This window comes from Nitratireductor sp. XY-223 (genome assembly GCF_004959855.1).
Lineage (GTDB): Bacteria > Pseudomonadota > Alphaproteobacteria > Rhizobiales > Rhizobiaceae > Hoeflea_A.
Map to the genome: position 1 here is coordinate 322,091 of NZ_SPNT01000002.1, position 13,851 is coordinate 335,941.

At 63.0% G+C, this 13,851-nt stretch carries 14 protein-coding genes; 7 read left to right on the forward strand and 7 right to left on the reverse strand.

The window, feature by feature from the left end:
• Positions 1 to 142: 142 nt before the first annotated feature.
• Positions 143 to 991, forward strand: a complete 849-nt coding sequence (locus tag E4M07_RS08110) for an alpha/beta hydrolase (protein WP_136657809.1) — start codon at positions 143 to 145, stop codon at positions 989 to 991.
• Here E4M07_RS08110 and E4M07_RS08115 read toward each other — a convergent pair whose 3' ends face one another.
• The 6 genes from E4M07_RS08115 to E4M07_RS08140 all read right to left on the reverse strand — a co-directional run bounded on the left by E4M07_RS08115 (position 992) and on the right by E4M07_RS08140 (position 6,785).
• A complete protein-coding gene (locus tag E4M07_RS08115) occupies positions 992 to 1,831 on the reverse strand; it encodes an alpha/beta hydrolase (protein WP_136657810.1) in 840 nt (279 codons plus the stop codon).
• On the reverse strand, positions 1,828 to 2,931 hold the full coding sequence (locus E4M07_RS08120) for a branched-chain amino acid ABC transporter permease (RefSeq protein ID WP_136657811.1): 1,104 nt from the start codon (positions 2,929 to 2,931) through the stop codon (positions 1,828 to 1,830). The genes E4M07_RS08115 and E4M07_RS08120 overlap by 4 nt, the downstream gene beginning before the upstream one ends.
• A 9-nt stretch (positions 2,932 to 2,940) precedes the next feature.
• Entirely contained in the window at positions 2,941 to 3,933 is a 993-nt protein-coding gene (locus E4M07_RS08125) for a branched-chain amino acid ABC transporter permease (RefSeq protein WP_136657812.1), read from the reverse strand.
• A gap of 9 nt (positions 3,934 to 3,942) precedes the next feature.
• On the reverse strand, positions 3,943 to 4,665 hold the full coding sequence (locus E4M07_RS08130) for an ABC transporter ATP-binding protein (protein WP_136657813.1): 723 nt from the start codon (positions 4,663 to 4,665) through the stop codon (positions 3,943 to 3,945).
• A complete protein-coding gene (locus tag E4M07_RS08135; protein ID WP_136657814.1) occupies positions 4,662 to 5,429 on the reverse strand; it encodes an ABC transporter ATP-binding protein in 768 nt (255 codons plus the stop codon). Before E4M07_RS08135 ends, E4M07_RS08130 begins: the two co-directional genes overlap by 4 nt.
• 153 nt (positions 5,430 to 5,582) lie before the next feature.
• Positions 5,583 to 6,785 carry a substrate-binding domain-containing protein gene (locus tag E4M07_RS08140; RefSeq protein WP_136657815.1) on the reverse strand — a complete coding sequence of 401 codons (1,203 nt, stop codon included), beginning with the start codon at positions 6,783 to 6,785 and terminating at the stop codon, positions 5,583 to 5,585.
• 363 nt (positions 6,786 to 7,148) lie between these two features.
• On the opposite strand from E4M07_RS08140, the gene E4M07_RS08145 reads away from it, so the two are divergent.
• The 6 genes from E4M07_RS08145 (at position 7,149) to panC (ending at position 13,210) form a co-directional block, all read left to right on the forward strand.
• Positions 7,149 to 7,721 (forward strand): LuxR C-terminal-related transcriptional regulator, encoded by a 573-nt coding sequence (locus E4M07_RS08145; RefSeq protein ID WP_206057203.1) that lies wholly within the window; start codon positions 7,149 to 7,151, stop codon positions 7,719 to 7,721.
• Positions 7,722 to 7,733: 12 nt separating this feature from the next.
• Complete coding sequence (locus tag E4M07_RS08150; RefSeq protein WP_136657816.1) at positions 7,734 to 8,693, forward strand: ROK family protein; 960 nt, start codon at positions 7,734 to 7,736, stop codon at positions 8,691 to 8,693.
• On the forward strand, positions 8,674 to 9,417 hold the full coding sequence (locus tag E4M07_RS08155) for a copper homeostasis protein CutC (protein ID WP_136657817.1): 744 nt from the start codon (positions 8,674 to 8,676) through the stop codon (positions 9,415 to 9,417). The genes E4M07_RS08150 and E4M07_RS08155 overlap by 20 nt, the downstream gene beginning before the upstream one ends.
• 244 nt (positions 9,418 to 9,661) lie before the next feature.
• Entirely contained in the window at positions 9,662 to 11,341 is a 1,680-nt protein-coding gene (locus E4M07_RS08160; protein ID WP_136657818.1) for a Na/Pi cotransporter family protein, read from the forward strand.
• A 151-nt stretch (positions 11,342 to 11,492) separates the two neighbouring features.
• Positions 11,493 to 12,338, forward strand: coding sequence for a 3-methyl-2-oxobutanoate hydroxymethyltransferase (gene panB, locus E4M07_RS08165; protein ID WP_136657819.1), 846 nt, complete (start codon positions 11,493 to 11,495; stop codon positions 12,336 to 12,338).
• Positions 12,335 to 13,210 (forward strand): pantoate--beta-alanine ligase, encoded by an 876-nt coding sequence (gene panC, locus E4M07_RS08170; protein ID WP_136657820.1) that lies wholly within the window; start codon positions 12,335 to 12,337, stop codon positions 13,208 to 13,210. Before panB ends, panC begins: the two co-directional genes overlap by 4 nt.
• Here the strand turns inward: panC and E4M07_RS08175 are convergent.
• On the reverse strand, positions 13,192 to 13,791 hold the full coding sequence (locus tag E4M07_RS08175) for a dimethylsulfonioproprionate lyase family protein (RefSeq protein ID WP_136657821.1): 600 nt from the start codon (positions 13,789 to 13,791) through the stop codon (positions 13,192 to 13,194). The two genes, panC and E4M07_RS08175, sit on opposite strands and share 19 nt — an antisense overlap.
• Positions 13,792 to 13,851: the final 60 nt, after the last annotated feature.

Below are 13,851 nucleotides of genomic sequence, written 5' to 3' on the forward strand. Positions count from 1 at the left end.
AAACGGCTGTAGAGGGACATCGCTATCCAAGCTCGCTCGACAGTGCCATCAAACAGGTGCGGCTTTCGGCTGTCAAACGCGTTCGAAAGCAACCGTTACGCCGCTTTCGCCGGCCGTGCTATGCTCGCGTTGGAGGTGGGTCATGCCCTATGCGCAAATCAACGGCGCGAATATTCACTATCTGGACGAAGGGGCCGGCGCCGAGACGGTGGTTTTCTCGCACGGGCTGCTTATGAGCGCGGATATGTTCGCCGCGCAAATCGAAGCGCTGAAAGGCAGCTACCGCTGCATCGCGTTCGACCACAGGGGGCAAGGCAAAAGCGCCGTGACCGAAAGCGGCTACGACATGGAAACGCTGGCCGAGGACGCGGCCGGCCTGATTGAATCCCTCGGCGTCGCGCCCTGCCACTTTGTCGGCCTGTCCATGGGCGGGTTCGTCGGGATGCGTCTCGCGGCGCGGCGTCCGGAACTGCTGCGTTCCCTCACCCTCATCGAAACGTCGGCTGAGCCGGAGGATAAGTCGAACGTGCCGCGTTACCGGCTACTCAACTTCATCGCACGGTGGTTCGGCCTGAGACTGGTCGTTGGACAAGTCATGCCGATCATGTTCGGACAGACTTTCCTGAACGATCCGGACCGGAGGCAAGATAAAGCGCTTTGGCGCGAGCGCCTGGCCGCCAACGACCGTATCGGCATTACAAGGGCGGTCAAAGGCGTCGTCGACCGCGCCGGTGTTGCCGAGGAGATCGGCCGGATCGACATGCCCGTCCTCATCATCGTCGGGGAGGAAGACGTCGCGACGGTGCCGGAGCACTCCGAGAAGATGCACCGGGCTATCGCGGGATCAAGCCTTGTGCGGATCGCAGGCGCGGGCCATTCATCGACAATCGAGACGCCGCAAGAGGTCAACCGTGCGATCGGGCAATTCCTGACCGGTCTTTCGGCAACCGCCGAAGCGCACTCGGGGCCTGAAACCGCGAAACCGGCCTGATCAGCTCTCCAGGAACGCCATCAGGATCCGCTGCTGTTCGACGTCGACGAAGGTCGGCGCGTGGCCGACGCCGGGGATCTCGAAATAGTCCGGCCGGGGGCCGCGGGCGCGCATGTCGTCGGCAACCGGCTTCGGCAGCACGTCCGAGACGGCGCCGCGGACCAGCAGGGTCTTCGCCTCGATCGCATCATATTGCGGCCAGACATCCAGGTCGGATTTGTGGGTGGTGAATTGCGAAGCAATCAGCGGATCGTAGTGCACGGTCATGCGGCCGGCATCGTTGCGGCGCACGGAAGCGTCGATCAGCCGGCGCCAGAAGGAATCCGGGTTTTCGCCGAACGGCACGTAGCTGGTGCGCAGCCAGTCCTCCATCTCGACCACGGTATCGAAGACCGGCGGCCTGCCCACATAGTCGGCGATGCGCCGGCGCGCCTCCAGCGGAATGTCGGGGCCGATGTCGTTGATGACAAGATGGCTCATGCGGCCCCGCAGGGCCTCGGCGGCCAGGCGGATGCCGATCAGCGCGCCCATGGAGGTGCCGACCCAGCGCAAGCGGTCGGCGCCGTAATGGTCGAGGATCGCGACGGCGTTCCGGCCATAGACCGGAAGGCTGTAGTCGGCGCCGCCGTTTTTAGACCAGCTCGAAAGGCCGCGGCCGATCGTATCGGGGCAGACGACGAAATAGTCCTTCGAAAGCACGGCGGCGACCTCGTCGAAATCGCGGCCGTTGCGGGCAAGACCGTGCCACATCATGACGAAGGGCCTTTCCGGGTCCCCCCACTCGCTGACATGCAGTTCGTGACCGCCGGCCTCGATATACACTGAACGCCGCTCAGTCATGGGTGCCCGCCCTTTTTGTTGAGTGTTCCGACGATGCCGGCCGGGAAGAAATAGACCAGCAGGATGAAGAGGACGCCGAGCCACAGCAGCCAGCGGTCGGGGGCCAGCAGATCCGGCAGCAGCGGAATGCCCGCCGTCGCCTCGGACGCCACCTCCATCAGGTCCTTCAGGTAGAACTGGGCCAGGCTCATGAGCGTGGCGCCGATGATGGCGCCGGTCATGGTGCCCATGCCGCCGATGACCACCATGAGCAGGATATCGATCATGATGGCGAAGGAGAGCGAGGTTTCCGGGCCCGTGTATTTCAGCCAGACAGCCCTCAAAATACCGGCGGCGGCGGCGATCAGCGCGGCGATGCAGAAGATGGCCGTGCGGTACAGCACCACGCGGTAGCCGAGCGCCTCGGCCCGCATCTCGTTCTCGCGAATGGCCTCGAGGACCGTGCCCAGCGGCGAGGCGACGATGCGCAGCATGATCAGGTAAAGAACGAGCGATCCGAAGAAGACGAAGTAGTAGGCCGCCATCTTGCCGTTGGCCTTGGCGCCGAAGATGCGCAGCACCTTGCCGTCCTCGTCGGTCAGGAGCTTGGTCGCCGGCGAGAAGAGCTTCGGCACCTTGTAGATGATGCCGTCCTCGCCGCCGGTGAAATCGGAAAACTGGCTCGCCATCACCGCCATCACGGAGGCGGCCGCGAGCGTGACCATGGCGAAGAAGATCGCCTTGACGCGCAGGGACAAAAGCCCGACCAGCGCCGCCAGGATGAGGGAGACGATGAGGCCGAGCGCGCCGCCGAGGAGGATCGCGTCCCAGCCGGGACCCATCAGTTTCAGCGCGATGGCCGTGCCATAGGCGCCGAGACCGAAGAACATGGTGTGGGCGAAGGAGACGATGCCGGTATAGCCGATCAGCAGATCGTAGCTGGCAACGAGCACGATGAAGATGCAGATGCGCGCTGCAACCTCCTGGCTGCGCACATCCGGAAACAGGAAGGGCGCGAGGAACAGGCAGATGCCGATGACGCCGATGATGGCGTAGACGATCAGCCTTCCGGTGCGGCCGCGGGCGGCGTCTGTGGTTGTGTCGATGGCAATGTCGCTCATGGTCCGCCCCTATTTGACCGCCGGCCGCAAGCCGTAGGGCCGCCACAACAGGATCGCCATCATCAGGATCATGTTGGAGGCCAGCGCCATTTTCGGCGCCAGGAACGCCACGTAGTTGCCCATCAGCCCGACCATCAGCGCGCCGAGCAGCGATCCCTCGATGGAGCCCAACCCGCCGATGATGATGACGATGAACACGATGATCATCATTTCCGAGCCGATGGCGGCGGTGATCAGCGTCTCGTAACCGGCCCACATGGCGCCGCCGATCGCGGCCAGTGCCGAGCCGAGCACGAAGACGCCGACAAACAGCCGGTCGATGCGAAACCCGAGCGCCTCGACCATTTCGCGGTTTTCAACGCCGGCGCGCACCAGCAGGCCGACACGCGTGCGGTTGAGGATCACGTAGAGCGCGACATAGGCGACGAGCCCGAGCGCGAACGCGAACAGCCGGTAGAGCTCTATGGAGACATCGCCGATGATCAGCGAGCCGGACAGGAAATGCGGCCGCGGCACCGAGATCGGCGAACCGCCCCAGATCGCCAGGATGATCTGCTCGGCAACGATCAGCGCGCCCATGGTGATCAGGATCTGGCGCAGGTGATCGCGGTAGACCGGCTTGATGATGACCTTCTCGAAGGCCCATCCGGCGATCAGCCCGAACAGCGCCGCCGCGGCGATGGCAAGGAAAAGGGCAGCGAGATTGAGAATGACGCTGTCGGCGGCAACCCAGGCGGCGAGTGCCGCCAGGACGGATGCGGCGATGAAGGCGCCGAAGGAGACGAAGGCCGAGTGGCCGAAATTGAGCACATCCATGAGCCCGAAGACGAGGCTCAGCCCGGAGGCCATCAGGAAGATCATCATACCCATGGCGAGCCCCGCCACCGTCAATGTGACCCAGGTGGAGGGCGAGCCGATCAGCACGAACGCGATCAGCGCGAGGATGGCGGGCAGAAGATTGATGCCTCCGAAGCGTTCGAATACCGAATTGAAGGATTCCATAACAGTCCCTTACTGATGCGCATCGAGCGACAGGCTGAGCAGCCGTGTCTGCAACGCCGCGTCCTCTACGAGTTCGGCCATCGTTCCGGTGTGGGCGATGCGCCCGTCGTCGATGACGGCCACCGTCTGGCCCAGCGATTTGGCAAAGAGGAAATTCTGCTCGACGAGCAGGATCGTCGTTTCCCTGGCGATCTCGCGAAAGGCATCGACCATGGAGAGGATGATCGCCGGCGCGAGACCTTTGGTCGGCTCATCAATGAGGATGAGGTCGCGCTTTTCGATGATCGCCCGGGCGATCGCCAGCATCTGCTTCTGGCCGCCGGAGAGCGACCAGGCGGATTTCGTCCAGAATGTCTCGAGCGCCGGAAACAGGGCGTAGATGCGGCCGAGCCTGTCGCGGTCGAAACTGCCGTCATGGGTGGCGAGGCGCATGTTCTCCTCCACCGTCAGGCCGCCGAAAATGCCCATGTTCTCGGGCACGAAGGCGATGCCCTTGCGGGCGATATCGCTGGTGTGCAGCGCGGCAATGTCGTCGCCGCGGAAGCGGATCGCGCCGGCCCGCGCCTGCCACAGGCCCATGATGGTGCGCAGCGTGGTCGTCTTGCCGGCGCCATTGCGGCCCAGGAGCACGTGAACGCCGCCCTCCGGCACGCTCAGCGAAACGTCGTGCAGGATGTGATACTGGGCGATATCGGTGCTGACGCCCGCAAGTTCCAGGATCGGGTCGGTCATACCGCATCCTCCGCCGGCATGCCGAGATAGATGTCGCGCACCAGGGGCAGCGCGATGACCTCGTCGGGATTGCCGTCCGCGACCAGCTCGCCGTTGTGCAGGACGATGATGCGGTCGGCGAGGGACCGAACGACGTCCATCTTGTGCTCGACCAAAAGGACGGTCTTTTCGGTGTCCTTCCTGATCTCCTCGATCAGTTCGAGAATGACCGGCGCCTCGTCGACGGACATGCCGGCGGTCGGCTCGTCGAACATGAAGATGTCGGGCTTGAGCGCCAGCAGCAGCGCGATCTCCAGCTTGCGCTGGTCACCATGGGGCAACGCCGTCACGGGAAGCCCGGCGGCGGCCTGCAGGCGGGTTGCCTCCAGATAGGAATAGGCCTCGTCGCGCAGGTTCGAGAAGGACCGCGCGCTGCGCAGGATGACCGGTCCGAGCCCGTGCTGTGCCTGCACCGCGAGGCGCACGTTCTCCAGGACCGAAAGCTGGGGAAACAGGTTGGTGAGCTGAAAGGCGCGGCCGATGCCCGACTTGGCGCGCGCCGAGGCGCTGAGCGCAGTGATGTCGCGGTCGCCCTTTACGATGCGGCCTGCGGACGGGCGCAACTGCCCGGAAATCAGGTTGAAATAGGTTGTCTTGCCGGCGCCGTTGGGGCCGACGATGACCGTCAGCTCACCGGCCGTGAATGCGCAGGTCACCCCATTGACCGCGGCATGGCCGCCAAAACGGATGGTCAGGTCCTCTGTGCGCAATGATACGGAGGTCATGGCGTCTACCGTTGTCTCACTCATGTGCAGGATAGCAGATGTCAGGATAACAGAGTCAGGCCCGCGGGCCCCGTTCCGGCGCAGCGGACAGGGCGTGTCCGGAACCTTCCCACCCCGCGCGGGCGGCAGCGGAAAGGCTCCGGGCGCGAGACCCTATTCCTGGTTGTTGCGGCCGACCGGGATCTCCATCTCGCCCGCCTTGATCTCGCGGACGAGCTCCGGAATGGCCCAGTCGACAGCGTCATCGACCTTGATCTTGAAATGGTACATGGATTGCAGCGCCTGGTGATCTTCCGGACGGAAGGTCATCTGACCCTTGGGCGTGTCCCAGGACATGCCTTCCATGGTCTCGATCAGGCTTTCGGTGTCCCAGTCGTCGGTGCTCTGCAGCGCCTTGGCGACGGCAAGGCCGGCCGCCATGCCACCGGCGGTAAAGAAGTCCGGAGGCGAGCCGAAGCGCTTGTTGTGCTCCTCGACGAGCCAGTCGTTGATCGGATTGTCCGGGTTCTCGAAATAGTAGTAGATCGCTCCTTCCATGCCGGGGACGCGCTTGTAGGTCGGCAGGACCGGAAGGATATGACCGCCGGTCGAAATCTCGATGTCGTAGCGCTCGGGCTGCATCGCCTTGATCTTGCCCATCGGATCGCCGCCGCCGGCAACGTAGATCAGGATGACCTTGCGGCCGTCCTTGTCCTTGAGCGCGGCGAACATGCGCTCGGCGGCGGCGGTGAAGTCCGTCGTCTTCAGCGGCACATATTCCTCGGCGACGATGGTCGCACCGGAGCCTTCCAGGGCCTTCTTGAAGGCGGCGATGCCGTCTTTGCCGAAGGCGTAGTCCTCGGCCAGCGTCGCCACGTGCAGGTCGGGTCCGGGCTTCAGCGCCAGCGCCTGGGCCTGCATATCCATGGACGAATTGCGCGACGTCTTGAAGACGTAGCGGTTGGAATCCGGCCCGGTCAGCGAATCAGCGACCGCCGGCTCGACGAGGAGGATGCGCTCATACTCCTCGGCGATCGGCAGCATGCCCTTGGTGACGCCCGACGAGGTCCCGCCGACGGCGATCAGCACGTCATCGTCGCCATAGGCCTCGGCGAGCACGGCGCGCGCCACATCGGGCTTGAACTGCGTGTCCTTCTCGATGATTTCGATGTCGTGGCCGTTGATCTTCATCGTGCCGCCGGTTGCGTATTCGAGGCCGAGTTTGAAACCCGTGTGGCTCTGTTTCGAAAAGGCCTCGAACGTTGAGCCCGACAGACCGTGGACAAGCGCGATCTTGACGGGACCGTCCGCGGCGGATGCGATGCCTGCAAGCGACAGCGCCGTGGCCACGGCCAGGGTGGAAACCAGTTTCTTCATGCTTCTCCTCCTCCCGGACCGGCAACAATACGCCGTCGTCCCCGGTTCTTGCGTGAACGGGGTTCGTGTATCGCCGGACCTTCTGTGCGATGGATGGCCCATTATCCCGTGTTTGGCGCTCGGCGATCAAGATGGTAGAAATACGCTACCGTCAGGGGTTGAATCGCGATGGAATATACGCCTTGATCCAAACGGTGCCGCAATTCGGCAGTCCGCGTGCAAGTTTTTGTTTCTCCTCAAGTTTTTCGACCCGAAACTGATCGAGACACATGCTGAAAACACAATATATCCGCCAACAAAACCCGACCGGTCGGTAACCGAATAGCCAGACCTCAAGGAAAACCGTAGTACAGCGACTGTCCCATGATACCGCCGCACTCCCCGATGGAACCGCAGGCCATGCTCGAAATGGCCTTCAACGAAGCGCCGGTCGGCATCGTGATGACCCAGCACCGGATTATCCGGTTCTACAACAAGGCCTTTGCCGCGATGTTCGGATACGAGGGCGACGAACTGCGCGACCAGTCGTTCGCGATCCTCTACCCGTCGCTCGACGAGTTCGTGAAGATCGGCAATATCGGCCTGCAGCCACTGCGCGATACCGGTCGCTATTCGGACGAGCGCATCATGGCGCGCCGCGACGGATCGCTCTTCTGGTGCCGGGTGCGGGGCAACTCGCTGACCCGCGACGAGCCCCTCGCCCACGCCGTCTGGAGCATGGCGGACCTGTCGCACGAACGACCGGTGATCGCGCTGACCATGCGTGAACGCCAGATCGTCATGCATCTCGGCGAAGGACGCACGAGCAAGGATATTGCCCGGATCCTCGAAATCTCGCCGCGCACGGTGGAAGCCTACCGGGCCCGGCTGCTGAAGAAGCTGGGCGCATCGAATGTCGCCGAACTGTTGTCCAATGTCGGCGGCATGCCGGGCTAGGTTCCAATCCAGATGAAAAAGATTTACTGCCTCGATATCGGCGGATCGTTCATCAAGCTGGGAACCGGCAACGGCGACGGCCTTGAAGAGGTCGGCACGATCGCAACGCCCCCGGAATACGGTGCGTTCGTGGACCGAACCGCCGCGTTCCTGGAGACAAACGGCTTCGCACCGCAGGATCGCCTCGGTGTCTCCATTGCCGGCAGCATCGACGCCGACAACGGCTCCGTCCACGCGGCGCAACTGCCGTTCCTGGCAAGCGTCGACTTCGCCTCCGACCTCGCGGCAGCGCTGAAGGCGCGGCTCGGCGGGCCGATGGGACAGGCAATTCGCGTCGAAAACGATGCCGACTGCTTCGCCATGGCCGAAGCCACATTCGGCGCGGGGCGCGCCTTCGACAATGTCTTCGCGATCATTCTCGGCACCGGCGTCGGCGGCGCGCAGGTCTATCGCGGCGCGCTGCTTCGCGGATTCGGCGGCACCGCCGGCGAGTGGGGCCATGGACCGTTCATCCAGAAACAAGACCCGTCCTTGCCGGGGTTCGTGCCGCAATTCGCCTGCGCCTGCGGGCAAAAGGGCTGCATCAACACAATCGGCGGCGCACGCGGTCTCGAGGCCATGCATGCGGCCGCCGGAAACCCGATGCGCGACAGCAAGGCCATCATCGACGGCTGGGCCGACGGCGACACCGGCTGTGCCGCGACCGTCGCCTCCTATGTTTCGCTGCTGAGCGACGCGCTGGCGCTGACCCTCAATATCACGGGCGCGCGTATCGTGCCGGTCGGCGGCGGCTTGTCCAATGCACCTGCCCTTCTGTCAGTTATAAACGGTGAAGTGCAGCGCAAAATCCTGCAGCCAAGGCCCGAGCCGCTGGTCGTCAAGGGACAGACTGGCCAGAACGGCGGCCTTTGGGGCATCTATGCACAGCTTCTGAGGGAAGCGGGGGGACCGAATGAGCACGATCAGCCTTGAAGTCTGCGTCGACAATCTGGAGTCCCTGCGCACGGCGGCCGACGCGGGCGCAGACCGGATTGAACTGTGCTCGGCGCTGGAGCTTGGAGGACTGACACCCTGTGCCGGCTTCATGATGGCGGCGGCGGATGTCTCTGTGCCCGTTCATGCCCTGATCCGGCCGCGCGCCGGAGATTTCGACTACAGCCGAGGCGAAGTCGATCAGATGATCGACGATGTACAGGCCTGCCGCGAGGTGGGTCTTGCCGGTATCGTCATCGGAGCGGGAGCCGGCGGCCGGCTTGACGAGACATCCGTCGAGGCGCTCGTCGATGCCGCCGACGGTCTCTTCGTCACCTTGCACCGCGTCTTCGATCTGGTTGACGACAGGGTGCTTGCCATCGACATTGCGGCTGATCTCGGGATCGAACGCATACTGACCTCGGGCGGCGCCCATTCCGCGCCTGCCGGGATCGAGGAAATCCGCCGCTGTGTCGAGTACGCTGATAGCCGGCTGTCGATCATGGCGGGCGGCGGCATCAATGCCGGCAATGTCGCGAAAATCGTCGAACAGACGGGCGTACGCGATATCCACGGCTCCTTCAGCCGCGCCACGCGGCAGTTCGATCCGGCCATACCCGCCCTCGGATTTTCGGCGAGCGAATCGCTCATCGCGGCCGATGGCAACGCTGTCCGGGCGGCCAAACAGGCACTTTCGTGCTTTTCCGAGGCTGAATCGCGATAGCGCAAGCAGTCCGTAATCCGCCCGGACCCGCCAAACCACCGCCATTACACTATAAAATCTAGCTATAAAGCCGGCTATTTATTTTTATTGTTATAATTCCTCCGATTATTCGGGTGGCGCAGGTCTTTTTTGTTGCAAAAAAGCGCACTGTGTGCACTACCTGACTGTAACTTCCGAAAATCTCGTCGTTTGAGACCATGTTGAAAGGCAACATCTGCACGTGTGCAGATCTGTGAGTATCCAAATGTCAGGCTCAGTTACACTCTTGAATATCGCCGGTGCGGTGGCTCTGCTGCTTTGGGCGGCCAGAATGGTGCGCACCGGCGTCGACCGCGCGCACGGTGCGCGGTTGCGCCAGTTCCTTGAACACGCAGCGGCGACACGGCTGGGCGCAGCCGGATCCGGAATGGTCCTCGCGGTCGGCCTGCAGGGCTCCACTGCCGTAGCGCTGCTCGTCACCGGCGCGCTGACCAGCGGTCTGATGACGGCGCCGGTCGGCCTGTCGATCCTGCTCGGTGCGGATCTGGGGTCGGCGCTGGTCGTGCGCATCCTGTCGCTCGACCTGTCGCTCCTCGTTCCCGTTCTGCTCGTAGCCGGTGTCACGACGTTCCTGACCGGGGAACGCCGCAGCGTGCGGCAGGCGGGGCGGATCGTCATCGGCATCGCGCTGATGCTGCTCGCCCTGCGCCTCCTTGGAGAAGCGTCCCAGCCGCTGAAGGAAAGCCGGCTGCTGCCGCTGGTCATCGATTTTCTCAGGGAGGACCCGATTACAGCCTTTCTGCTGGCCGCGCTGCTGACCTGGCTCATGCATTCGGGTGTCGCGGCCGTGCTGCTGCTTGCATCGCTGTGCGCCGCCGATATCGTGCCGATCGGTCTGGCACTGGTCCTGCTTCTGGGGATCAATCTGGGGAGCGGCATCATTGCCACGCTGCTGACCCGAACACTGGAACCTCCGGCATCCACCGTCCCGGTCGCCAACTTCGTACTGCGCGCTGCGCTGGCGGTGGCCGGTGTGATCGCGCTGCGGTGGATCGACGCCGATGCCATTTTTTCCGGGACTTCGCCGGCAGCGGTTGTCGTCGGCGCGCATATCGCGGTCAACGCCGCAGTGGTTGTCGTCGGACTGCCCCTGGTCGGGCCCGTTATCCGTCTGATCGAGACCTTGCGGCCGGCGGCCGGGCAGTCCGATCGCGAGGGTGAGTCATCGGACATCAACCAAACGACCTCGCTCGATCCGCGAAACATGCTTCAACCGAAGCAAGCCATCACGGGAGCCCTGCGCGAAATCCTGAGAATGAGCGACACCGTGACGATCATGCTGCAGGAGGCCTTTGAGGCCTTTTCCGACGGTGACCGCAAGACCATCGAGCAGATCGCAGGGCTCGACGACGAGGTCGATCAACTGCACGCAAATATCAAGCGCTACCTTACCGAGGTCGGCCGCCACGACCTGTCCGAGGAGGAGAAGCAGCGCTGCAATGAGCTCATGTGGTTTTGCATCCGGCTCGAGCAGATCGGCGACATCACGGTAAAAAACCTCCTGCCGCTTGCCGAGAAGAAACGCGCCCGGAAGCTGGCCTTTTCCAAACACGGGTGGCACGAGTTGCGCGACCTGCATGCACGTGTCGCCGACAACCTGCAGCTTGCGTTGAACGTTCTGGCATCCGCCGATGTCAGCTCGGCACGCGCGCTGACGGAGGAAAAACGGAATGTACGTCAGCTTGAACAGGCGAGCCTCAACCGGCACATGGAGCGGTTGCGCAAGGGAACGGTCAAAAGCATCGAAAGCAGTGAGATCCACCTCGATATGATCCGCGACCTGCTGCAGATCAACAGCCTGCTGACTTCCGTTGCCTATCCCATACTGGAACGCCGTGGTGCATCGCGTGACAGCGGTGCGAGCGGGGCGCCTTCAGCGGCATAGCTGCGCCCGCCACGGGGGCAAGTTTCCAAACCGATCCCTGCGCTGAGCGTACCAATTTGACACTCTAACATCCGGCAACTAGTGTTCGCAGCCGCACAATGTGCGTGTGCAATGCAACATACACTTTGATTACGCTTTGGGGAGGATCGCGATGAGTGTTGTAGTCAGGGCCGGATCGTTAACACCACCGCAGTTCAGCGAACAGAAGGGCACGACACCGCTCGTGTGTCTGACAGCCTATACGACGCCAATGGCAAGGCTGGTCGATTCCCATTGCGATATGGTGCTTGTCGGGGACAGCGTCGGAATGGTCCTGCATGGCCTGCCTTCGACGCTTGGCGTGGATCTCGAGATGATAATCATGCATGGAAGGGCAGTGCGGCGCGGTTTGGAACGCGCATTGATGGTCGTCGACATGCCTTTCGGCACCTATGAAGAAGGACCGCAACAGGCATTTTGCAATGCTGCCCGGATCATGCGCGAGACCGGCTGCGCCGCTATCAAGCTGGAGGGCGGCAAGACCATGGCCGAGACCATTGCGTTTCTGACCGCACGCGGAATCCCGGTCGTGGCCCATATCGGTCTGACACCGCAAGCGGTGCACGCCATTGGCGGCTATGGGGTGCAGGGACGCGGCGAAGACGGAGACAGTGTCCGCAACGACGCTGCATCGGTTGCCGAGGCGGGCGCGTTCGCTGTCGTGCTGGAAAAGGTCCCGGAGCCATTGGCGCGCCGGATCACCAAGGACATTTCCATACCGACAATCGGTATCGGGGCATCGCCTGCCTGCGACGGGCAAATACTTGTGACGGAGGATGCATTGGGCATGTTTGCCGAATTCCGTCCGAAATTCGTGAAGGCGTTCGCAGAACTCGGCACAGCCGCCGCCGATGCGATCGCCAGCTATGCGCAAGAAGTGCGCGAAGGGCGATTTCCGGCAGCCGAGCATGTTTACGGCGACCGCGCCCAACCGGTGCATCAGGGAGACGCGGCATGAGTATCGCCACAATCCGGACCGTCGCCGATTTGCGCGCGGTCGTTAACGGGTGGCGTCGCAACGGTGAAACCGTTGCCGTCGTGCCGACAATGGGCGCCTTTCATGACGGCCACCTCAGCCTCGTACGCATCGCCCGTTCTCAGGCAGACCGTGTTATCGTCACATTGTTCGTGAATCCGAAACAGTTCAACAACGCAGACGACCTGACCAACTATCCGCGAACCGAGGAAGAGGATGCCGAAAAGCTCCGCCCCCTGGGGGTGGATATTCTCTACGCGCCCCATGTCGGGGAGATCTATCCGGACGGTTTCGCCACCAATATTTCGGTGGGCGGGGTTAGTGAGGGGTTGTGCGGCACGCAGCGACCCGGGCATTTCGACGGCGTCGCCACCATCGTCACCAAGCTCCTTCTGCAGACCGGTGCGGATCACGCCTATTTTGGGGAAAAGGACTACCAGCAGCTTCAGGTTGTCCGGCGCCTGGTGCGCGACCTCGACATACCCGTCGAGATCGTCGCCTGCCCGACGGTGCGAGAGGATGACGGGCTCGCCATGTCATCACGAAATCTTCGGCTATCGGCATCGCAACGCTTTACCGCTCCCGCGAAATCCGATGTTCTGCACACCGTTGCAGAGCGGCTGTCCGTCGGTGGACCGGTTGCCGAGACCCTGGAATCGGGCAGAAAGGCCCTCCTTGATGCCGGTTTCCGCGAAGTTGAGTATCTGGAATTGCGCTCTGACGACGGACTTTGCCCGCTTGACCGCCTCGATCGGCCGGCGCGGCTGCTCGCAGCTGCATGGCTCGGAGATGTCAGGCTGATCGACAATGTTCCGGTCACCCCTATCCAAGACAATCAGCCGGTGCAGGCGTAGGCCTCGTAACTGATGTCGCCGGACCAGCGCCAGGCGGCAATGGTCGGCTGCTCGCGGGTGACGCTGTAGTGCGGTATGCCGGAGGGATGGAAGACGATGTCGCCGGCCGTCTTCAATTCGGGTTCCGCCCCGCCGCTGCTCCAGAACGCCTCTCCGCCCAGAATGATATAGGTTTCCTCGGCGCTGTGGCTGCGGGTGACATAGTCGAGATGCGGGCACTGCACGAACAGGCCGACGCGCACCCTGTCATTGAAGATCATGCCGTTCGGGCCCAGCAATTCGCAGACCATCATGCGGCCGCCCATCTCCGCTCCGATCGAACCGAGGCTGTCGGAAACATGGAACCAGCGGATCAGCGGCAGGGCGGCGGCAACGATCGGCGCGTCCGGGTGCGGGTCGCGTTCAAGCGCCCGTTCCGCCATTCCCGGGAGATAATTGTAGGGTTCCGGGAGGTTTTTTGGGAGGTTGGAGACCGCCGCATTCAAGGCCGCGGCGGCCTGGTCTCCACCAGCCCTGCCCTCGCCCTCATACAGTCGCGCCAAATGGGCCAGGAGTTGCCCGAATGATGAGTAGTCCCGCACCGCATCTCTCCATGTAACGCAGTCTCCGAACGAGACACGAAACACGAAATGCGGCCGCAA